At 36.4% G+C, this 20,416-nt stretch carries 26 protein-coding genes and 2 pseudogenes; 27 read left to right on the top strand and 1 reads right to left on the bottom strand.

Translation table 11 applies throughout. The features are described from left to right. Positions 1 to 729: 729 nt before the first annotated feature. The 8 genes and pseudogenes from GCU48_RS19050 to GCU48_RS19090 all read left to right on the top strand — a co-directional run bounded on the left by GCU48_RS19050 (position 730) and on the right by GCU48_RS19090 (position 5,156). Complete coding sequence (locus GCU48_RS19050; RefSeq protein WP_152381099.1) at positions 730 to 1,428, top strand: WXG100 family type VII secretion target; 699 nt, start codon at positions 730 to 732, stop codon at positions 1,426 to 1,428. A 113-nt stretch (positions 1,429 to 1,541) separates the two neighbouring features. After that, positions 1,542 to 1,922 (top strand): annotated as a pseudogene (locus GCU48_RS28155) (zincin-like metallopeptidase toxin domain-containing protein). Then, entirely contained in the window at positions 1,922 to 2,272 is a 351-nt protein-coding gene (locus GCU48_RS19065; RefSeq protein ID WP_152381101.1) for a hypothetical protein, read from the top strand. Before GCU48_RS28155 ends, GCU48_RS19065 begins: the two are co-directional and overlap by 1 nt. 140 nt (positions 2,273 to 2,412) lie before the next feature. Beyond that, positions 2,413 to 2,532 (top strand): annotated as a pseudogene (locus GCU48_RS28895) (YunC family protein); the annotation flags it as partial. 441 nt (positions 2,533 to 2,973) lie between these two features. After that, a complete protein-coding gene (locus tag GCU48_RS19075) occupies positions 2,974 to 3,465 on the top strand; it encodes a stalk domain-containing protein (RefSeq protein WP_152381103.1) in 492 nt (163 codons plus the stop codon). A gap of 45 nt (positions 3,466 to 3,510) precedes the next feature. Further along, on the top strand, positions 3,511 to 3,804 hold the full coding sequence (locus GCU48_RS19080) for a DUF7352 domain-containing protein (RefSeq protein ID WP_152381104.1): 294 nt from the start codon (positions 3,511 to 3,513) through the stop codon (positions 3,802 to 3,804). A gap of 36 nt (positions 3,805 to 3,840) precedes the next feature. Further along, positions 3,841 to 4,740, top strand: coding sequence for a hypothetical protein (locus tag GCU48_RS19085; RefSeq protein WP_152381105.1), 900 nt, complete (start codon positions 3,841 to 3,843; stop codon positions 4,738 to 4,740). A gap of 50 nt (positions 4,741 to 4,790) precedes the next feature. Further along, positions 4,791 to 5,156, top strand: coding sequence for a cyclic-phosphate processing receiver domain-containing protein (locus GCU48_RS19090; protein ID WP_152381106.1), 366 nt, complete (start codon positions 4,791 to 4,793; stop codon positions 5,154 to 5,156). Between the two features lie 873 nt (positions 5,157 to 6,029). Here GCU48_RS19090 and GCU48_RS19095 read toward each other — a convergent pair. Continuing rightward, entirely contained in the window at positions 6,030 to 6,266 is a 237-nt protein-coding gene (locus tag GCU48_RS19095) for a helix-turn-helix domain-containing protein (protein ID WP_152381107.1), read from the bottom strand. Between the two features lie 185 nt (positions 6,267 to 6,451). Between GCU48_RS19095 and GCU48_RS28160 the strand changes: the two genes are divergently transcribed. The 19 genes from GCU48_RS28160 to GCU48_RS19175 all read left to right on the top strand — a co-directional run bounded on the left by GCU48_RS28160 (position 6,452) and on the right by GCU48_RS19175 (position 20,345). After that, positions 6,452 to 6,799, top strand: coding sequence for a hypothetical protein (locus tag GCU48_RS28160; RefSeq protein WP_244315768.1), 348 nt, complete (start codon positions 6,452 to 6,454; stop codon positions 6,797 to 6,799). Then, entirely contained in the window at positions 6,796 to 7,086 is a 291-nt protein-coding gene (locus GCU48_RS28165; RefSeq protein WP_244315770.1) for a hypothetical protein, read from the top strand. Before GCU48_RS28160 ends, GCU48_RS28165 begins: the two co-directional genes overlap by 4 nt. Before the next feature lie 45 nt (positions 7,087 to 7,131). Then, complete coding sequence (locus GCU48_RS19105; RefSeq protein WP_152381108.1) at positions 7,132 to 7,578, top strand: hypothetical protein; 447 nt, start codon at positions 7,132 to 7,134, stop codon at positions 7,576 to 7,578. A 432-nt stretch (positions 7,579 to 8,010) separates the two neighbouring features. Then, the gene (locus tag GCU48_RS19110) at positions 8,011 to 8,721 is read left to right on the top strand and encodes a zinc-ribbon domain-containing protein (protein WP_152381109.1); all 711 of its coding nucleotides are present in this window, start codon (positions 8,011 to 8,013) and stop codon (positions 8,719 to 8,721) included. A 101-nt stretch (positions 8,722 to 8,822) separates the two neighbouring features. Beyond that, entirely contained in the window at positions 8,823 to 8,936 is a 114-nt protein-coding gene (locus tag GCU48_RS28170; protein ID WP_013370228.1) for a putative holin-like toxin, read from the top strand. A 461-nt stretch (positions 8,937 to 9,397) separates the two neighbouring features. Then, positions 9,398 to 9,715 (top strand): hypothetical protein, encoded by a 318-nt coding sequence (locus GCU48_RS19115; protein ID WP_152381110.1) that lies wholly within the window; start codon positions 9,398 to 9,400, stop codon positions 9,713 to 9,715. 30 nt (positions 9,716 to 9,745) lie between these two features. Continuing rightward, the gene (locus tag GCU48_RS19120; protein ID WP_244315772.1) at positions 9,746 to 10,363 is read left to right on the top strand and encodes a hypothetical protein; all 618 of its coding nucleotides are present in this window, start codon (positions 9,746 to 9,748) and stop codon (positions 10,361 to 10,363) included. A 49-nt stretch (positions 10,364 to 10,412) separates the two neighbouring features. Beyond that, a complete protein-coding gene (locus GCU48_RS19125) occupies positions 10,413 to 11,195 on the top strand; it encodes a peptide arginase family protein (protein ID WP_244315773.1) in 783 nt (260 codons plus the stop codon). 45 nt (positions 11,196 to 11,240) lie between these two features. Continuing rightward, positions 11,241 to 11,405 (top strand): hypothetical protein, encoded by a 165-nt coding sequence (locus GCU48_RS27060; RefSeq protein ID WP_019687609.1) that lies wholly within the window; start codon positions 11,241 to 11,243, stop codon positions 11,403 to 11,405. A gap of 103 nt (positions 11,406 to 11,508) precedes the next feature. Beyond that, positions 11,509 to 12,225 carry a hypothetical protein gene (locus GCU48_RS19130; protein WP_152381111.1) on the top strand — a complete coding sequence of 239 codons (717 nt, stop codon included), beginning with the start codon at positions 11,509 to 11,511 and terminating at the stop codon, positions 12,223 to 12,225. A gap of 52 nt (positions 12,226 to 12,277) precedes the next feature. Continuing rightward, positions 12,278 to 12,592 (top strand): hypothetical protein, encoded by a 315-nt coding sequence (locus tag GCU48_RS19135; protein ID WP_152381112.1) that lies wholly within the window; start codon positions 12,278 to 12,280, stop codon positions 12,590 to 12,592. A 362-nt stretch (positions 12,593 to 12,954) separates the two neighbouring features. After that, positions 12,955 to 13,428: a hypothetical protein gene (locus GCU48_RS19140; RefSeq protein ID WP_152381113.1), complete on the top strand. Its 474-nt coding sequence runs from the start codon at positions 12,955 to 12,957 to the stop codon at positions 13,426 to 13,428. Positions 13,429 to 14,372: 944 nt separating this feature from the next. Further along, complete coding sequence (locus GCU48_RS19145) at positions 14,373 to 15,050, top strand: Crp/Fnr family transcriptional regulator (protein WP_063208297.1); 678 nt, start codon at positions 14,373 to 14,375, stop codon at positions 15,048 to 15,050. Between the two features lie 59 nt (positions 15,051 to 15,109). Continuing rightward, positions 15,110 to 15,307, top strand: a complete 198-nt coding sequence (locus tag GCU48_RS19150; RefSeq protein ID WP_142613176.1) for a YgaP family membrane protein — start codon at positions 15,110 to 15,112, stop codon at positions 15,305 to 15,307. Positions 15,308 to 15,323: 16 nt separating this feature from the next. After that, the gene (locus tag GCU48_RS19155) at positions 15,324 to 15,704 is read left to right on the top strand and encodes a carboxymuconolactone decarboxylase family protein (protein WP_063208301.1); all 381 of its coding nucleotides are present in this window, start codon (positions 15,324 to 15,326) and stop codon (positions 15,702 to 15,704) included. A gap of 266 nt (positions 15,705 to 15,970) precedes the next feature. Beyond that, positions 15,971 to 16,681, top strand: a complete 711-nt coding sequence (locus GCU48_RS19160; protein WP_152381114.1) for an alpha/beta hydrolase — start codon at positions 15,971 to 15,973, stop codon at positions 16,679 to 16,681. 5 nt (positions 16,682 to 16,686) lie between these two features. Beyond that, positions 16,687 to 16,917 carry a DUF3102 domain-containing protein gene (locus GCU48_RS29510; RefSeq protein WP_152382209.1) on the top strand — a complete coding sequence of 77 codons (231 nt, stop codon included), beginning with the start codon at positions 16,687 to 16,689 and terminating at the stop codon, positions 16,915 to 16,917. A 696-nt stretch (positions 16,918 to 17,613) separates the two neighbouring features. After that, the gene (locus GCU48_RS19170; protein WP_025721418.1) at positions 17,614 to 18,231 is read left to right on the top strand and encodes a recombinase family protein; all 618 of its coding nucleotides are present in this window, start codon (positions 17,614 to 17,616) and stop codon (positions 18,229 to 18,231) included. A gap of 743 nt (positions 18,232 to 18,974) precedes the next feature. Then, a complete protein-coding gene (locus tag GCU48_RS19175) occupies positions 18,975 to 20,345 on the top strand; it encodes a helix-turn-helix domain-containing protein (protein WP_152381115.1) in 1,371 nt (456 codons plus the stop codon). The last annotated feature ends 71 nt before the right edge of the window (positions 20,346 to 20,416 follow it).

Here is a 20,416-nt window from a genome sequence, read left to right on the forward strand (position 1 = left end):
TGGAGTGTTTGTTTGTCTCCTCTTGAAAAGGTGTGGTTAAACAATGTTGAAAAAAATGGCACTGTTAATCTTTGCGAGTAGTTTTTTGTTTATTGTTACTGTGACTGTTCAGTCGAATAGCCATGGAGTTACTCCATTCTATGATCCAATTGGTGGAGCATGAACCCTGTAACAAAATTTGAGTGAGAAGGGTTTGAAATAACCTACAAATGACTCTACTTACGAACTAGCAGGCCACCACTGGTAATGTAATTATTCCTAATATGAATCAAAGGGGAACAAGGCAGAATACTAAATTTAACAAATTCAGTGGAAGGTTAGATGAGATTTCCCGTCTAGCCTTTTTTGTATCTGCTGAAATTTGCTAAATGTATTGTTGAGTTGGAGAGGATCTATGGAGTAAGGGATGGAAGAGCCAATCTAGAAGGGAGCAATCAGTATACAAATGGAATTGGTGAGTCAAATAATTTTACTCACCAAAAAACGCAGACCGATATTGCTCAAGAACTTGATATCACGAAACAGCAGTTACATAACTACAAGAAACTCCTAGCCCTCATTCCTGAGCTACAGGACATTGTTGAGGAACAAGATTTAAAGGCAAGGGCTGTAAGTCTTTAGACGTAGGTAGAAAGGTTAATACTTCACATAACAATTAGGAATTAAGATAATTTTCCATAAATTTGAATAGTGTTATTATGTCATAACGAACTCAAACAGAGGTATATTATGACAACAATTAAAGTGACACCTGAGCAACTTATGACTGTCTCCAAGCAGTTTGAGTTAGCACAGCAAACGGCAACTCAAATGAATAGCAATTTAGTGCAACAAATTTCATCTATGGGACGATTGTGGGAAGGACTGACCAAGGAACACTTCTACTATTCCTTCCAGACCTCTCAGAAGAATATGAATGACTTTGTTACACTTACGGATTCCATTGCTAAAGAATTGCGTCATCATGCGGATAAATTTAGATTGGCAGATCTGATGGAAGCAGGTAATATTGACGCAAGTTGTTTACCACCTCCACCTAATTCATGTGCTGTTCCTGCTCCAGATACACGGAATGCGTTCCAGAAATCAGTAGATAGCTTAACTGAGCTAGGTCAGGATTTTGTAGACGCTAATTCAGTACGCTATGAGAAAAAATTCGATTCAATCTGGAGCTTCCTTGATTATATGACCTACGGTATTCCCAAGGGTATGTATGAAGGTTACATGGAACGGGCAGCCAAACAAAACGATTCATGGAATGACATGCTCAATTTCGGTACATTTGGAGTAACAGGTATGATTCAGAGGGCATTCAATCCCACCAATGCCTGGTCAAAGGAACACTGGGCTAATATGATCGGTACAGCCGGATTATTTGGAGGAGTCAGTTCAGTAATCAAGCCTAAAATTGGAATTGGTAATAAATAAAATTTAACGGTGAGGTTAGACCATTTCCCAAAGGGCATGAATTAGATTTGAAATCCTGGGAAGAGATGCCTGTAAGTGGTCAGAGAAGGTTAACACCAGATGGACTGAAAATTATGAATGTTAGTGAAATGAAAGCTTTTAAAAAAGAAATGAATGATATTGATGTAAAGGTTTTGATTGATAAAAAGGGAGCTATACTTCCTGAAAAGGCTGTAGGTGGCTTTAATCCTAGTACAGGACAGATTGTGTTACGGCCTGATGCTTCCTATTAAAGTGCGATTCACGAATCTTACCATGCAGAACACTTTGGAGAACTAGGAAAAGAAAAATATATGAAGTTATCGACTATAGAAAAAGAAGAGTATGTTTATAATGAAATTATGAAAAGTAAAGACAAATTTAATTCCTCCGAAATATACGAAGCACAGAGATATATTTATAAATTGAGAAACGGGCAGTGGCCTCTGCCTAGTTGGAAAGGATATGAAGAATAGTGGACGAAAGAGTAAATACTAATTTAACAGCTAAGCAAGCTAGAAAAATTGCTCAGGATTATCAAGAGAAATATAAGCTATACGGTGTAATTCATGATGACACTGAGAAGTCCGTAAAATTTTACCCGGAATTCTACAGAGTTGAGGGTGGTGCTTGGTTAGTTTTGGCTGATATCACACCAAAGAGTTATGAAGGTGATGATGAAATTACTTTTGTTGTTTCGGATAGAGATGGGATTGTTGATCATGTATTAGATCATAATGGACTTCCTCAGCGTTATCATGTGCCTAGCAATAGAGATTATACAGATGAAGAGTTTGAAGCTATTTTTAAGGATGAAGATAGTTAAGTTGTATTACAATTCGTCATATGTGTGCTGTACATAAATAAGCCCCAAATATTTTACAGGGCTCCACGGACGTCCACACCCACCCGTAAATGTTGCATAAGATATCCCGGATGAACAAAGAGGAGGTGCATGTAATAACCATGATACACATGGAACCCGTACAAGTGGGTGAGCATACATTTATCGGAGTTGAGGTCAAACTGCCTAAAACAACGCTGTTAACGATCTCCAACTCCCGTGGTTACATCATGTGTGGTGCGTCTAAGATGTATCGAATTTGGGGTAGTAAAATTTTTCGCTGTTTAAGCCATAAAGTCAAACGGGACAAGCTTTCATAGCAATTTTTAATTTACTGATCTGTACTGATTTATTCTATTAAAATCTTATAAATGACGGAATTTTGTGACCGCATTTGTGACCTTTTGAAGGGGAACAAGCATGTGACTGTGCATTTTACTCCTGTGAGGTCTGCTAAAATGGTTGTTTGAGTTGAGCCAAGATATGTGGGATGTATAAATGATTTTGAAGAATGATGGATTCATTGAACTTAAATGCTGGCCTTAAAACGAACATGAGAGCATATAAGGATTATGCCAGTATGAAGAGTTCAACATCAAAAAACTATACTCGAACAAGTGTGCTAACATATGGTATATTGTTCCTATTGCTAAAGGTTTATTTTATAGAAAAGAGTGATACAAATGAAGGATAAAGTTAAAGGTTTATTATTGGGTGTTGCAATCGGCACTATGTTTACAGGTGGTTCAGTATTGGCTGCAAACTATAAAGGCTTAGATGTGGTTTTTAAAGATATACAAATTTATGTTGACCAAGTTAAAAAATCAAGCAATTCAGCGATTATCTATGATGGTACTACATATATTCCTGCAAGAACAGTAAGTAAAGCTTTAGATAAACAGGTTTCCCTAGATGGAAATAACCTATATATCGGAAAGCAGCCAATTAATAAGAATATTACTAAAGCTCAAGCTGTTAAACTCGTCAAAGAAAAATACTTTCCTAAGGCACCTTCTCAATTAATTATTGAGGTTGATAATACTGAGGGAAACACATATCTTATACATGCGTATGAAGTTGTAATTGATGATCCTAACACTGGAGCAGGACATACAGCAACATGGGGATGGTACTATGTAGATATGAAATCAGGCAAAGTTACATCAATGTTCTAATCAAGTAACTATTTTATTTAATATATTGAGGAGTGAAAGTGTAATATGAAGACAATTTACAAATATAAACTTGATGGGACTGAGGTTCAATATATTAAACTGCCCTTTGAGTCGGAGATTTTATCCGCGGCTTACGTTGCAGGTGATGTTGTTGTTTATGCACTAGTTGATACTAAATCTGAGGGTGAAAAATTTATGGAAATCCTCGCGTATGGTACTGGTCATGAGATAAGCAAGAATATCAGCGCCCATAAGTTTATTAATACAGTTACGATTCCTGAGAGCGGTTTAGTCTTTCATGTATTTGCAAAGATGATTCGTAGTACTAACTTTTTTTAAATGGCTGTTTCAATATGTTTATAGAGGTGAAAAGAGTTGCCTATAACATCGCTAATAAGATATGACGCAGATATGAAACTTTTATTTAAGTCAGTTCCGAATTTGAAATCTTTGATTAAAATTAGTGATGACAGAAACATAAATTTTAATGAGGTTTTTATTCAAACGTCTTTAATAAGCGAGAATCCCCAATTGATTGGACATGCATATGATTATTTTTTACAACTGCTATGTGAACGTCTGAATAAATGCAACTCCAATATTTCTTCTAATATGATATTGTATGACGAGCTTCCGGAGTCATTTCAATACGATTCTGAAAAAAATATTGAGCTGTACACTAGTGGTCTGAAAGAATGGGATTATGATTTGACAAAACAAAGCATAGTATATGGCAAGCTAGATCAATATTATAGGTCTGGCGTTCCTCCAGTTGATATTATGAATGTTGACCGTGAGGATATTAAAGATTTACACAATCTAGTCACCTCAACCATGAAGAGTGAGAATATATTTAAAGCAAAACATAGATTCATATCTAATCCTCACTTTGGATCAAGCATTAGCATGTTAATGGGAGGTGCTGATGCTGATTTGATAATCGATGATTCCCTAATAGATATCAAAGTTAGATCAAAACTTAGATTTGAGAGTTACCCTTGGTATCAATTAATTGGCTATTATGTTCTAGGGCTATTGACTCCAAATATTGATTATAAAATCAAACGACTTTCTATTTGGAATCCGAGATATGAAATTCTAATGTATATTAATATAGATGATTTGTTTGATATCTTAAATATAAAAGAATTTGTGGATAATTTTATCGAAACAGTGATTGTAATCCATCGTAATAAAGACAGCTCACCAGCCTATTTGGACTATATAAAAGATGTACGTTCAGCGTGGGAAATCAATAGTAAAAATTTAGGTTGACGCAACTATGACTTATTAAAAGATGTGTTTCACTGGGAAGGAGCATAGCTGTGACTGATAAGATTGACCTATATGTTGACGACCTCAGAGACTGTCCAAATGGCTTTGTGGTCGCTCGTACATACTATGAAGCAATACATATCCTTGAAACCAAAAGTGTCGGCATTCTTACGTTAGACCATGATTGGGGAGAGGACGTAGATGGTAAAGAACTGCCTAACGGATATGACTTGGTGAAGTACTTCTGTGAACATGGATTGAGGGCTGATAAGATATATTTGCATACAGATAACCCTGTAGGACGCAAGAACATGTATGAAACGTTGTTAGCTGCTAGGCGGAGAGGATTCATCGATGAGGATATTGAAATTTACCATTATCCTATAACGGTGAACAAGTATTCTGGTAGCTGGTAAAAGGCATGTTTCAAATATTCTATAACAATACAAACACTCAAGTCTGTATAAAACACCAATTTTATCATCCAGTTGCCCCCATATTGACGGTGACTGGATTTTTCTTATCCAATTCTCAATATGCACTTTTTTTGTGCAGATTGATAGATACCTTGATATTGAGAAGCTTCTACGAAAATTTCGGGGAACCTTATTGGTGTCCTAACTGTCGCCATTACTAATACTTAAACAATTTCAGTATTAGAATGCTAACTCAAATGAAGAGAATCCAAAATTGGACTGTCCTATATAGTTGTAAAGGATGTGGGAAGCTTTCCACGGGGTCATAGCTGATAGTATTGTTTACATAACGAAATGGGTGTCATCAAGTGTCACCCAAAGGATAATTTTGCTGGTAACCTTAACTTTCCAACCTCCAACTTTGACGCTTCGTTTTGGGGAATCCCAAAGCAAGTTTACTTACAATTCAACCTCGCGCAATTTTGCGGAGACGGATAATAGTGTGACACCATGTAACGCTATAGTTATACACGTGTCCACAATGAACATTCGTTACAAATCCAGACATGGTGAATCGCATATCGGAATTCAAACCTTCTGATTAGAAAGCTAAATTCAATTATCGCGAAACGCGATATCCAAAATCCTATGCATATGGAACGAAATTTCGTTCCCCCTTGTTACATAGTGAAATTAACAAGGATACATCTTGTACCTCCCTCAAATTTGAGGGATAGCTAACAGGTGAAACAGCGTTGACTTGTTATGGTTAAGAGGTTAGTGACACGGCGAAATTGCCGACACGAAAAGAAGACCTCAGCTTTCGAGATCTTCTTTATTTTTTAGTATTCAAATTAGGATTAGCTATACTTACTATTCTACACGCTTACGGATTTCAAATAAATCATTTGGAGTTACATCGAAATAAACACAAAGTTTTGTGATTAACGAAGCAGGTATACGTTTATTTTCCATATCTTTATTATGAATTAAATCCGTGATAGTTGTTCTTCTATGATCAATATCTTCAGAAAGCTTTAATGCAGACACATCATGCTTTTCAAGTATTTCACCAAGCTTACAGTACAAAATCCACTCATTATTATCCACCGAAAAAACCTCCACATATCTGTTAAAGAATAGTTGCACATTAAACGTTCAATGTGATAGAATGGATCATATATTTGATCGTTAAACGTTCAAATAGTTGTTATCACTTAAACAAAGGAAGATGCAGTACTTTCTTTGGTACTTTTATCACCATTCTACCAATTTCTCAAGGAGGAATATACCCAGTGACCAAAAAAGCTAACAAGCAAGCTATCATCGACATTATACGCATGAATCTAGCTTGGGAATCAGAAGAAGACACCGAAAAAGAACTACACTTTTACCACATTACTGATGCACTAAATCGAAAATGGCAGACTATTGGCCTGAATGTCTCAGACGCTATCCAAGTATTTGAACAGGGTAATGATGACAATTGGACTCGCATTATTGAGCCAGCACCGTACAATCCTAACCTCTCCACAAACGATCTAATCAATATGCTCAATATTAGCCCTGAAGCAACAGGTATCCGTAATGATATGCAAATCATATTGAACACAGTTGAACGCCGCAATGAGTATGTAATGTGAATCGTGAAAGTAGATTTCTTCTGCTTCATCAAATGAAAGATGAATACCTTCAGCATGATCAACTTACAGATGAAAAGTTCATGCATTTGTACGCTCTGAATCCTGTGGAAGCTCTGACCATGTATTTCTTACAGTCCATTGATATTATCGCATATTGGGAATGGGCTAACGCTAACGGTACTGCTGAGAGGGCTATACAGTACAAACGTGAGGAACCTTTATTACCGTTTATTCAGGCTATCGAACGTGCTGAGGATGAAGCGAGAGGGATTGTTTCAGGCTTCTAATGTGTCACGTGTCACAACTATTTCCTAAAAGGAGAAGATACATATATGACAATCGCACTGAACAACCAAGAGGTAGTCAATTTGACCACTACGGAAATTCCGTACCACTCTGACCTCACGCTCGAACAAGTTTGCTATTTCCTTGATATCTCACCTAAAGCTGAAATTCTAATTGGATCAATGAAGTTCATGTTGACCACTGTCGAACGCTTAAACGAGTTTCTGAATCGCTCCACTTTTGCTAGGCATCCTTTGTCCCTGCTCACTAAAATGCGTAAAGAGTATATTGACGCTTACGGTTACACTGAGAAAACCGACTTCGTATACGATTACTATCGTGATAAGAAAGCCGCATTCGAAAAGTTGTTTCAGGAACCTGTACATGACTGGAAAATGGAACGATTCAATACAGATGATCCTGAACGTATTTATGACACTTATCTTGAACAAGGAAAGTATTCACATATGACACAAGTTGCCTTGTTCGCTTAGTTAAGTCGGTACATTAATAATCAAATGAACAATATGCATCTAACAATGTATTAATGACTTCGTGTAAAATTACCATTTCATCGTAACATCGTAATGTAACAGGCCACATTCTACTGGAATAAGCATTATAGCGTGACAATACATTCTGCCAAATCAACCAAGGAGCGATTACCAATGTATAGATGCGGACGACTCATTAAAGGAAAACTTTTCCTACAGACTTGGGATGGTCAATTAATCAGTTTGAAAGTGCTGGCTCAAGCCAATAGGTAGGGGGGATACCAAAGGAAGCTGAAACAAGAAGGAAATGCCGTATTATCCCCCTTTGATGTGTAACCAAGCGCCTAGCAATAGGCGTTTTTTTGTTACTATAGACCCATTACCCAAGACATGGTAAACTATTGGTATAATTTGAAAGTTGGAGGATTATAAATGAATATTTGTCCGAATTGTGGTAATCAACTAGAGGAGGAAAGTCGTTTTTGTAACAAATGCGGTACTAATTTGCTTGATGACAATGTTCCTTCAAATAAAAAGCCACGTAAAAGCAAACTTAAGAGATCTATGCTTATACTAACTACATTAATTCTAATTGTAGGATTAACAGGTGGTTTTCTTATTTACAAAGACCATCAGCATAAAGTTGCTTTGAATAACTACAAAGAGAATCTTGACAAGGCAGCAACTCAGATAGTTGCATATTCATTGGCTTCAGAAAAGGTTTGTGATTTATATTCAGATGTTTGGAAACGTGCAATTGATGCAGATTATTGGATCGAGGTAGACGGAAAAAAAGCCTATGATTTTAATGAGGCTATACAATATCAACGTGAAGCTTTGGAATCCAAAAATGTTTTATCGGAAATTGAAAAAGGAACAAAATCAGTAGACGATTTAATGAGTAAGTTGAAAAATCCTCCAACTGAGTTTCAGGCTTCATATGAAAAACTAGTGGAATTATATGGACTTTATACGCAATACGCAGATCAAGCAGATTCCCCTTCTGGGAGCCTAATTGAATTTAATAAGAAGACAGATGAGCTATCGTCAGAAATCGGCAAGGAATATAACCAGTTAAAAACTATCGTACCTGATATTAAAGACAGCAGTATTAAAAACTATTTTACTCAATTCAACATCTAGTACTATTATAGTCAATAGTCACATCAATAGGGTATGATATCCCTAACAACAGAATGGCCTAGATGGGCGGTCGGCTAGTCTCCTGTAAGGAGGTGATGCCTGTGGAGGTTAAAGATGCGCTGACATTAATGATGATGTTTGGTACGCTGATCGTAGCGTTGATCGGATTAATCGTCACGATTGTTATTGCATTGAACCAAAACAAAAAGAAATAGACCGCCTCACCCAAAGGTACGGTCTATTTCGCTGACCTAACGCTGACCGCTCTTCAAGGCGGTCGTTGCCAAAGAGTAGGGATGCGCTAACATCCTTGCTCTTTTTTAGTATATACTTCTTAGCTATATTTTATCACAGTAATAAGAGCCAAAGAAAGTATTAAGTAAAACGATGATTTTATACAGAAGGCGGTGGTACTAAAATGAATGAGAACAAGAAACGCGAAATTGTAATGTTTGTAATCAGAGAATTAAGGGAGTATTCCTGTTATTGTGGTAGAGGAAATATGAGTTTTTCAAAAATTCATTTTAACAATGACTACTGGACGATGTTGATATAAAATGCGAAACAAATACTTGTGATCATACAAGGACAGTTAAAATGTATTATCCAGATGAATTATGTCCAAATTATTGGGCTAGATAAAATAACACTTTTACTAGGAAACGAGGTGTAGCAAATGGATTCTCAATCAAAATATAACCGAAGTATGATGGATTACAACAATCTAAGAGATAGCAATAATTCATCAGGATATTTTTTAGAGCAAATAAGGAAAGGTGAAATAGTAAGAGCAGTGGACTTGTTTGTTGGGGGTCACTATGTTGTTTCACCATTGAATCTTCTGAAGATCAAACACAGAGATAGAAGGTGTGTTATAGCTGAATTTGAATTAGATGAGTTGGATAATCCCATAAGGGCTAAAGTTCGTTTTGATGACAATAATCGATCAGGTATGGTTGATTTGCATGATTTAGATATTATTCAAAGTAGCTGATAAAGCAATTCTTTTATAGGAGATGTCTATATGAAATTGTATATTGCTGGGATCAATCACAATGACCCTGTTTCAAGAACAGGGCTAATTCAATGGTTACATGAGATTAAAGCTGAAAACCAAAGTGAACCCGACTTTATTGCTTCAGAATGGGACGAGGAGGTATATACAAAGGTAGCCGCCCAAAGGTCATATCTTTCGCAATTAATAGAAAAGGAGTGGCCAGATTTAAATCAAAAACAAATTGAATCTATCTCAAAAACATTGGCTTTTGAAGGAGATAGCCACAAAGGTATCTTTGATAATGTAAATGTTCTATGGCTTGACCATTCAAGAGATGTAGATCAAGAAGCTGTTGACAAATTTGCGATTTTGAGACTTCAGACTTTGAAAATGCATTGTAACAACGATGCGAAGTTTAACTTTATTGAAGAACTGAGTCGAAATCTAAAAAAGAGCGAATGCCCAGATATTCCGACTACAGAAAGAGATATCAAGTTTGCAAGCACAATCTTTGCTTATGTTGAAAAGAATAAATGTGAGTGGGGAATTATCATTGTCGGTTCTTTGCATGCCTCTGAAGAAGAGGGAGCGATGAGAAATCAACTTGAACACAAGGGTTACGAATGCATTGTTAAGCATTTTTGATTTCATTATTTGTAGATCAGATCAGTCTTTCATGAGGTGGCGGGGATAATTGAATAACGAATGGGAAAATGATGTTAATTGGAAAGTTCATACTGACAACAAAAAAGTTTACATAATGAGAGAACATAATTGGGCTTTCGCAGCATGGGAGTTAGCAAAACTTGATGAACGAATAAAGGAACAATCCTTAGTTGTTCATGTTGATGCACACCTAGATGATGTTCCTGATGGTGTTTTAGTTAAAAACCTATTGGAAGCTAAAACAGAAAGTGAAATATTAAGCTTAAGCCAAGGCCATGACTACACGACTGGTTCTTTATCATCTGAGTCGTATTTAATGCGAATTGACAACTTTATTTGGGCATCTCTTGCTCGTAAAACCATTGAAGAAGTAATTTATGTTTCAAGATACAGAGACGACATTTTTACGCTGGAAGAACTGAGAGAAGAAGAAACCCAACTAAGCAAATTGATACGCTCTAAATTACCCATAAACTTTAACTATAAGCACCAGAGATTTAGAGAAATTGATGATTTTCTTCATGCATTTGATCAGGACTCATTTAGTAAAAAAGTCGGTAACAGATCTGCTATCCTAGATCTTGATTTAGATGTGTTTAATGAAGTTGACGATACAATAGAACCAGTTATTACCCCCTTATTTCAAGTAAGAGACCAGGTCGAAAGGTTACTAAATTTATATCCTTGGGATATTATAACAATTGCAATATCTCCAATATACTGCGGAGGACACTCAGAAGCAGAATTATTGCTAGATAATGTATTAAAGGTCATGAATATAGAGATAACGGATTTATCTAAATGGCAGTAAATCGAATCTTTGATTTGGGTAGCATCAATTAAAGGAGAGGGTTCCATGAAAAAAGGCATAAAAATTAGCGGAGCAGTTTTTGCTACTGAAGGAAACGTTGATCACGATGAATTTATTGATAAGTTTATAGAGTTTGTTGAATCTAATGGCTGGGAATTTGGTGGAGGAAGTAGATTAATAGATGAAGATGGAAATGATATTAAAGAATAGCTAGCTTAGCTAATAAAGTAGCTCTCAAGAAACTGGACGTTCTCTCGTTACTGTGTAATTAACGAACAAATGATTATGTAAGAAAGGGATACTAAATAAATTCATGAGTTATCACGAACTAGCTGTTGAGAGAATTAAGAATATTGACGCAAATCAATACATTGGAGTTTCCAATAAAAGATATTCTGAAGTCAGATCGAGAGGTGAATACGAAGTAGATGCTAGGTTGATTGCTGAGTATTACCGAAGGGTTGGTGTTTATTTACAGTTTATCTCTAAAGAAGTCACAAGTATTTATGCAGGAATGGATATGTTAATAGGCTATAAAATGGTCGATAATGAATGGGATGAGCTATTGGTAAAATGCCCAAACTTTGTAGAAATTGATTTTATGCTTATGAAATTAATAAGCATACACTATCTACGATGGTGCACTCTGCTTGATAATAACAACAATATTGCACTTCAGTTTCCAGACATATATGAACCGATGATAATATTGTTTGAAAGAGGTGGTGGACGGATTAGTACGCATCATCATGAGTTGGTTGGTGGATTTGGAGCATTTTCTCGTTCAATTGATGCAAAAAGAGGGGACATGAAACCTATTGATATTAGTGATAATGAGCTTAAAACAATAATTGAAGAGTTAGAACTAGCAGAAGCTTATCTGGTAGAGCATAAAAAAGGAAATCTAACAGAAAAATACTGCATTCGCTGTGGGAACAGATTAATTATCCATTCTAACAATAAATTTGGTCAACAATGGTACAAAATTAAGTGTGAAACCAAAGATTGTTTTGATATCAATTTCTCATGATGTACATAAAAATGAGGCTTATATTAAAAAGAGAAAAAGGAGAGCGAGTGCAATGAGAGAAGGGTTGGTACTACTAGAATTGTATGAGAACAAATTAATTTTTTTTGAATTTAAGAAAAAGGCTGTCACTTTGATACCTGATATTATTCGCGAGGAATTCAAGGATGCGCAAGTGATTAATGAACACAACAGTAAAGAAAAAGTGATTTATCAGGTATACCTTATTGAAAACCACGTTGAATTTACCATTCGAATAATCGCTTCATATTTGAATGATTCCGTCACTATTGTTGCTGACGAGGCGAGTATAACAATCAGAGCTTATCAAGCCTTGCATAGAAAACTTGCAAATGACGCATTAGATTAAAAGAAGACTAATTTGGACTAAATACATTAAACGATTGGTGAAAGTGCTAGATTACTACGTCAATATTTAAACGCCATCTCAATAATTTTGCCTTTTGATGGTAAGACATATTCAATTGACATAGATAGAAGTAGCCTGAATAATTTCTTAGGGTATAAAATCGAAAGTTTCAGCACCGAGGACAGATCTTGGAACGACAATTCTCTGATCCATATATCTATGATAAATGCAATCAGCAAAAATTCTTTGACACATTCGTCAAAATTAATTAATTGTAAGGGCGTGGGTCAACCGCGTCTTTTTTGTTTCCTATTTATAGTATAATGAACGTTATAAGATAGACTAAAGGAGCAGCTTCATATATGAATCTAAACCAGCATCACACAATGACCTACACGCTAAACAGCGGTATTAAAGGAACAGTCAATCTATCCAGCAAACAAATTCAAGACTGGATAGAATCTTATCGTGTAGGCAGTAAATATGTGACAACAGTAGGCAAAGAACATTTTGGATTGAATCCTGAGCTTGTTGCAGATTTTAAAGTACATAATGAATTTTCCGAGCAAAGGGAATATGTAGCAGCAATACAGCAACCAACAGTAGCGAGTAAGCCTAAAGAACAGCTAGCAGAAGAAAACAGCCAGTATAAAACATTAATTCAGGTAGAGTGTAAATGTGGAGCTTCCTATATAGAGGAATCAGCATACAAGAGGAACAAATGGGGCTGTAAAGAGTGTGGAGATATTGTATTCTTGGATAGAAAGAAGGGTATGGTTGATACAGAGAAGGGTAAGGCTTGGTATATGACCAACAGGTACTTTGTTGAGAGGTGAACATTTAACATAGCGTTAAACTCAGTGATATCAAGGGTTATGATATAATGTAGAAAGCTTGAGTTCCAGCTTCAGCTATTCTCATATTAACAGTTACGGGTAAGATACTCACGCAAAGCCCAGACACAGCGATAGGTGTTACCATAGATAAAATGGTCGGTATTGAATTTGATGATAGAGAGTGCAATCATGTAATTCTTGGGTGCTAACATCCTCCTGTGGGGCTATTTGCGGTTTGGTTTTTCTTACCATTGTAATATCATATGGTATAGCACTCAATTAAAAATTTCGGAATCGGGTGAAAGTATGGTACTGACAGACAAGACATGTGGAGTGCGTGGTGTTGATGAAATTAAGGTGTAGCCAAGCAATAAACTTTTGACATTCAAAATAAACATCTGACACTGACAGGGTAAATGATTGAGGAAAACGGGAAAACCAACAACCTCAAGTTTTCCCCTGTTTTTATTCCAATTCTTTATTCTCAAAATAATAATGTTTTGGTTGAAAAAATTGTTATGAAGAGTACGGCTTTAGCACTAAAGAAGAGAATACGAAAAGTTCATTATGGAAAGTTGTTTATACTTGAAAACGATGAAAATTGAGCGAAAAGGAATGGATGAAAATAAAGGATACGCTAGTTCTGTATATTTTAACCTTAGCTTATAGGCTGGAATGTGATGATGGTCACTAAACAGAGGTTGAAAATGGAAAAACATCTGCTAATCCTGTATTGTTGTAATTGCCACATCCTTGTTGTCAATAATACGTAATCCATACATGTGAAGTCGGTTGCTTTGCTGAAACGAGTAAGGTGAGATGTTTAACAAGAAGCATCGATGCCTAGTCCCTTTCTGCAATGACGGAAGGGTTTTTGTTTTTTAAATGGAATCTATCGTTTTTGCATATGTTTAAAAACAAACTATTAGGAGGTTTTGCTTTGCATGGATCCTGAGAAGTTCGCTAACATTGTATCCAAATTCCCCTGCTTCTCCGTAGTTCCTCTCGAAAAGTGGCAAAATACAGGGGCTTCCATCATAAGTCTTTCCGCCCAACCGGTTCTGGAGGAGGGACACATTTTCGAACATGCCTCTTTCGTGTTACGGGGGAGTGTGCGCATCTACAAAATAAGCCCGTCTGGGAGAGAATTGACACTGTATCGGGTGAAAAGTGGCGAAGTTTGCGTCATTATGATGGCCAGCATTCTAGGTGAAACAGGGTACGAAGCGTTAGCGGAAACGGAAGAAGAAACGGAATTGCTCGTACTTCCCGTCGCCTTGTTTAAACACTGGATGGATACATATAAAGAGCTAAACCAATTCATTTACCGTCTGTTCATTAAAAGAATGATTTCGGTTACTAGTCTTATTGAAGATATTACGTTCCTTCCTATGGACCGCAGAGTGGCGGAACTGTTACTACGGAAAACGAATACCAATACCAATTCAGAAGCACCCCTGTATGCTACCCATGAGGCATTGTCTTTGGAATTAGGCACAGCAAGGGAAGTAGTAAGCAGGGTACTGAAGGAATTTGAGAGGCTTGGATGGATTCAATTGGGACGAGGTAAAATTTATTTGCTTCAGCGCTTCGAGCTTGAACAGTTGGCTCAAGTAAAGTGATTATGTCACAGAAGCAAAGCGTTTTTATCCCTTAAAATGACCACAGGAGGGATGAAAACATGAAAAACGTCGGATATTTGGATCGAACTATACGATTCATAATTGGGATTGTTCTGGTATCAATGCTTGTATTTGTCGAAAGTACATGGAAATACGTGGGACTAATAGGTATTCCATTTATACTGACTAGTCTGCTAGGTACCTGCTTCGTCTATCGGATTCTTGGCGTCCGTACATGCTCTACCAAATCGTATTGAAAAGGAGGTAAATGATATGAAATCATACCTATCCCCAACTAATCTACAACGGATTCCGGAATTAATCAAATTAAGTCCCGAGACGGCCGCTTCTTATTTTCATTTCGAGCATCAAGTTTATCAAACAGCAAATACGTTACCCCAAAAGACAAAGGAATTAATTGCCGTAACAGTAGCCCACGTAACGGGATGTCCCTATTGCATCGATGTTCATGTGAAAAAATATAAGGCTCTGGGAGGTACCATGGAAGAAATAATGGAAGCCCTTCTTGTGGCAGCATCAACACGAGCCGGTGCCATTCTCAGCCACGGAGTTAACGCTCTGATATCCTACGAAGAAGGTGAGGAAAATAAGTCTCAAAAGGGATCTAATGATGTACCTGAGTGTTTTTGCTAAGTGTAGGAATTTTCTAGAGGATGTAAACTAAACTGAACTCCTATAATGCTTTGCATAGAATTATTGCAATAATCAAATCATAAAGCCTATGATTAATAGCAGATGCTCCAAGTGTACTTGCACTAGGGGGAAGTATCTATCTCAGTAGAAGGGAGCCGTGGTCAAGGCTCCTATTAGTTTTTATATGGGATAATTTTGTAATCACATCTTTTTGTTTTGAACAGGGAGACAACATACAACTGGCTGTTTTAAGCGAGGATAAAGTAATGATAAAACAAGAATTGAAAATAGAGGGTATCCCGGCAATTTTGTGGGGTGGTAAATCAGATAAGATATTTATAGCTATCCACGGTAATATGTCAAACAAGGCAGATGATGCGATCGTTATATTTGCTGAAGAAGCAACGGTACAAGGGTATCAAGTCATTAGTTTTGATTTGCCTGAACATGGTGACCGCAAAGAAGAAGCATACGCCTGTAAAGTTCAAAATTGTGTTCATGATCTTGACATAATCATGCGTTACACACAAAAGCAATCGGATGACATCAGTATCTTCGCTTGTAGCATGGGTGCGTATTTTAGTTTGCTTGCTTATAATAATTTCCCACTTAAACAATGCCTGTTTCTTTCTCCAGTGCTAGATATGGAGAGAATAATCAAAAATATGATGACATGGTTCAATGTAAGTGAGGATAGATTAAAAGTTGAAAGAGAAATATCTACACCCATTGGACAAACACTTTATTGGGATTATTACTGCTATGTTAAATCACATCCGGTTGATACATGGAATAAGCCAACTGCAATTCTTTATGGTTCTGAAGATGACTTATGTGAATATGATGTAATATCTACATTTGCAAGCCGATTTCATTGCCAACTAAAAGTGATGAAGCATGGAAAACATTATTTTCACACCAAGGAGCAACTGCAGTTTTATAGGCAGTGGTTGAAAGAACATTTATTCGCAAATTAAGCAAAATGGGAAGCAAGGAGTTTTATCTCACTGCTTCCCATTTTGCATACCATCCAGCGCTGTTTTCATCTTCTATAAGCTACAAGCAAATTGCTGGGCAGTCGTTATTTGAGATTGGGCGACGAGTGAAGCATGTGAAAGAGAATGACTTGGTACATGGTGAGTGGTATGAGTGGTTAAAGACAGTCGATTTTACTCCCATACCAGCATTGAGCTACGATACAAAAGCTAGATAAATGAACAATTTTTCAATTTTATATTTTTAGCAATTTAATTTATAAAAACTTAAAATCCCCTTGATACATCAAGCTTTTTTACGCATTACTTCTCGATACCTACGATTGATACCACGATGCAAAGCAATTCTTTATAAATCCCTTTATTTATCTATACTTTCACTATTTCTTCGATACGGTACGATGTAAATATATTCAGGCATAATTTTGAACCACAATGACTCAAAAAGCTATAAAGAATAAGTATTTTATGAACATAAGACCAAGTTTCACGATTGAGCTTCGATAAGGGTGTCGATGCGGCTTATCTCTATAGTGTCACCAAAGTTGACGATATCCCTATAATGGTTGATACAGCGTCAACCCCTTAAATACATAGCGACTTCGATATTTTCTAAGTTGATCATTGAATTGGACGCTTTGTCCAACTATCCATATGAGTGCTAACCAACTTGGATAATACTGTATTGAAATTCACGAAGGTTGATTTTTGACCGACCATTGTTCAGACAAAACGGTTCTAACTCTATGTCATAAAGTATACCTTTTGCAATAGTAGTTTAGTGTTTGTCATAAGTGGTTATGACACATGTCAAATAGTATATAAATAATTTTGAAATGTTTCATATATAAACATATACATTTTGACATAGTTTTGCTATAATATAATCAATGACATAGCAAAGGATGATCCATATGAGTGAGATTAGACACTACGGTTACATAAGAGTATCGACGAAAGATCAGAACGAAGCTAGACAATTGGAAGCAATGCAAGGCTTAGGTATCATGGAACGTGATTATTTTATTGACAAGAAAAGTGGCAAGAATTTTGACAGACCGCAATATCAAGCATTGAAGAGTGTGCTTAGGAAAGGCGACATTCTGTTCATTAAGGAACTGGATCGTTTAGGAAGAAATGCAGAAGAAATCAAACGTGAATGGCAAGATATAACGCACGAGATAGGCGCACACATCGTTATTCTTGATATGCCCATCCTTGATACTAGACAATACCATAATGGCTTAGAGAAAGTTATATCCAGTATTGTACTTGAGTTGCTTAGCTACATGGCAGAACGCGAACGTGAGAAGATTAACGGAAGACAGACTGAAGGCATAGCAGCAGCAAAAAATAATGGTGTGGTATTTGGTCGGCCTAAACAGGCAATAAGTGATGACTTCATTATGGTATATGAGGAATGGAAGGAAGGCAGCATAACAGCAGTTGAAGCAATGAGACGTGTAGATATGAAGCCAAACACATTTTATCGTAGGGTAAAGGAATATGAACAGCAGCAAGAAGTGGGATAAAATAATAATCATGTGAACACTACGTACACACTCACGGCCTAGATGATTTATGTCTAGGCTCTTTGTTTTTAATATACATATATTGTTGTTTAATTAAAGTAAGGGGGGATAGTTTACACCTAAAATTCCCATTTAATTTCCATAATTTACCCTAGCACTTCCATCTACACACTGAAGTTATTTTGCTTACGATGATTAAGCTTATGAACACATTTCTCCGATGCCGGGGAATTTAAGTAGCACAACCATAATATATTCTGAATTTATCCAATTCCTATATACCCCGGGGGTGATTAAAATCAAATTACCATTCATTTTCCACAAAATATGGGCATAGCACTTCTACTCCCCGACTCAGCCTAAATTTGCTGATACTATCCCGAATATCGTGAAGGTTTCTTATATGCTTACATCAAATCTAAGGTAAATTCATAGATAAATTACAAATGATTATGAGTATAACTATTCAATCTGGTGACTTTGTATACCTTAAATTGTATTCTGATTTTCCGCAATAAAACTATAATACATAAGCAGAATAGTGGTACCTTTAATCTCAAAATCAATGCAAACTATCGAAAAAGGTATCATGAATACAAATATGAAAGGTATATGATTTTATTCCAAAATATAGTACAATTATGAGCGATAAAACAAATGTATTTTACTACCTGTTTCGCAATTACATAATTTATATAACTATGCATTATATAACGATTTCATGCTGAAAGGGTGTTTTATCCATGAAAATCACACCTACGATTCGGACAGAAATTGAAAAGTATCTAAAACAGAAGGGCTTGAGTATGACCGAGTTTGGGCATATCATTGGTTTGAATGTAGGTACAATTAGCGGGATCGTAACAGGCAATCGTTCTTTATCTATTAATCAACTGGATCGTATTACTATAGGCATGAATTTACCAGCGGATTATTTTTATGAGCAATTCGTTGAAGAGTGCATTATAGAAGTACCGCTTAACTGGCGAAGAGTAAAACCTTTCTTACACCGATGTATTGAGTTAGGGCGGCTTGATTGCTTACAGCATGCTGTAAGTATGTTTCTGGATGATCCGATCTACAGTCTTTCGCTGTTTAGACTAGCCGAGGACTTGTTCCACAAAGGATATCGGGATACAGCAGCTTACCTTTATGAAAACGTGGCTGAGAGTGAAAGAAAGCAGCACTCAGAGAGATTAGCAATTTGCCAGTATCGTTTGTTCACGATTCGTGTTGGAGACGATCAAGAGAAAAATCTCAGGGCAGCTACGATATTTGAAGCTTTTGTTGAGCGCCTAGATGAAACGAATCAACTCGATGCTCTGAAAGACTTGGCGAATGTGTATCGTTCTTTGCGTGAATGGGACAAAGTAGAACAAATTGCTAAAGCATTGGAGATTAAAGCAGAGATTCAATACAAGTTAGATCAACAACATGATGCAAAGGAAGAAAACTCGAAGAAACCTGTTTCTCCACCGTTTGCTTACTGGGCATTTTCTCATCTACTTTGTGCTGAAGTTTGTGAAGCTCATAAAGATTATGAGAAGGCGCTTCAACATACATACACATATGCTGACTTAAGTTGGGTGAAGGAAACCGATGAAATCACCTTGGAATGGAAAAAGAGATATAAAGAATGGGCTGAAGCCAACACTTACGTAAATAAACTTCATGCTGGTGAAGTTAATGTTTTGGCTGATTATGTAACATTTTTTTCTGCACAGAAAGAAGAGACGCTCCCCGGATTAGATAACGTAGTTGAGGCTGCTAATCGACATCATTTAAATGTTGATCATATTCTAAAGCAATTTGAAACGGAAATTTTTGCTTTGCTAGATAAAACTAAGTGCGTAGGTGTGTACAATCAACAATTCATGACAGAACGTTATGTTCATTTTACATGTGAATTAGCGGTTTACTACTTTAACAAAAGAAATTTTGCAGAAGGCTTTACTTTTTTATTAAGTTGTTTGGAAAAATCTACATTAATCAATAATAAATCGCATATAATTAAATGTGTAAAGCTGTATGAGTCCTATAAGGATTATGCATCATCTGAGACGAAGGCAGCATACAGAAATTTGATTAATGAGGTGGATGAAGATGAAAAGTAAAGTAATTCTCTCTTTTTTAGTTACTGGTTTTATACTAGTAGCAATAGTAGTTCCCCCTCTTCAGCATCAAG

The sequence above is a fragment of the Paenibacillus brasilensis genome (genome assembly GCF_009363115.1).
In the GTDB taxonomy this organism is placed as follows: domain Bacteria; phylum Bacillota; class Bacilli; order Paenibacillales; family Paenibacillaceae; genus Paenibacillus; species Paenibacillus brasilensis.

Excerpts from the sequence above, each read along its gene's own strand:
- GCU48_RS19050 (WP_152381099.1), top strand. The coding sequence starts at position 730 with ATGACAACAATTAAAGTGACACCTGAGCAACTTATGACTGTCTCCAAG.
- GCU48_RS19075 (WP_152381103.1), top strand. The coding sequence starts at position 2,974 with ATGAAGGATAAAGTTAAAGGTTTATTATTGGGTGTTGCAATCGGCACT.
- GCU48_RS19080 (WP_152381104.1), top strand. The coding sequence starts at position 3,511 with ATGAAGACAATTTACAAATATAAACTTGATGGGACTGAGGTTCAATAT.
- GCU48_RS19105 (WP_152381108.1), top strand. The coding sequence starts at position 7,132 with ATGACAATCGCACTGAACAACCAAGAGGTAGTCAATTTGACCACTACG.
- GCU48_RS19110 (WP_152381109.1), top strand. The coding sequence starts at position 8,011 with ATGAATATTTGTCCGAATTGTGGTAATCAACTAGAGGAGGAAAGTCGT.
- GCU48_RS19115 (WP_152381110.1), top strand. The coding sequence starts at position 9,398 with ATGGATTCTCAATCAAAATATAACCGAAGTATGATGGATTACAACAAT.
- GCU48_RS19120 (WP_244315772.1), top strand. The coding sequence starts at position 9,746 with ATGAAATTGTATATTGCTGGGATCAATCACAATGACCCTGTTTCAAGA.
- GCU48_RS27060 (WP_019687609.1), top strand. The coding sequence starts at position 11,241 with ATGAAAAAAGGCATAAAAATTAGCGGAGCAGTTTTTGCTACTGAAGGA.
- GCU48_RS19130 (WP_152381111.1), top strand. The coding sequence starts at position 11,509 with ATGAGTTATCACGAACTAGCTGTTGAGAGAATTAAGAATATTGACGCA.
- GCU48_RS19135 (WP_152381112.1), top strand. The coding sequence starts at position 12,278 with ATGAGAGAAGGGTTGGTACTACTAGAATTGTATGAGAACAAATTAATT.
- GCU48_RS19140 (WP_152381113.1), top strand. The coding sequence starts at position 12,955 with ATGAATCTAAACCAGCATCACACAATGACCTACACGCTAAACAGCGGT.
- GCU48_RS19145 (WP_063208297.1), top strand. The coding sequence starts at position 14,373 with ATGGATCCTGAGAAGTTCGCTAACATTGTATCCAAATTCCCCTGCTTC.
- GCU48_RS19150 (WP_142613176.1), top strand. The coding sequence starts at position 15,110 with ATGAAAAACGTCGGATATTTGGATCGAACTATACGATTCATAATTGGG.
- GCU48_RS19155 (WP_063208301.1), top strand. The coding sequence starts at position 15,324 with ATGAAATCATACCTATCCCCAACTAATCTACAACGGATTCCGGAATTA.
- GCU48_RS19160 (WP_152381114.1), top strand. The coding sequence starts at position 15,971 with ATGATAAAACAAGAATTGAAAATAGAGGGTATCCCGGCAATTTTGTGG.
- GCU48_RS29510 (WP_152382209.1), top strand. The coding sequence starts at position 16,687 with ATGGGAAGCAAGGAGTTTTATCTCACTGCTTCCCATTTTGCATACCAT.
- GCU48_RS19170 (WP_025721418.1), top strand. The coding sequence starts at position 17,614 with ATGAGTGAGATTAGACACTACGGTTACATAAGAGTATCGACGAAAGAT.
- GCU48_RS19175 (WP_152381115.1), top strand. The coding sequence starts at position 18,975 with ATGAAAATCACACCTACGATTCGGACAGAAATTGAAAAGTATCTAAAA.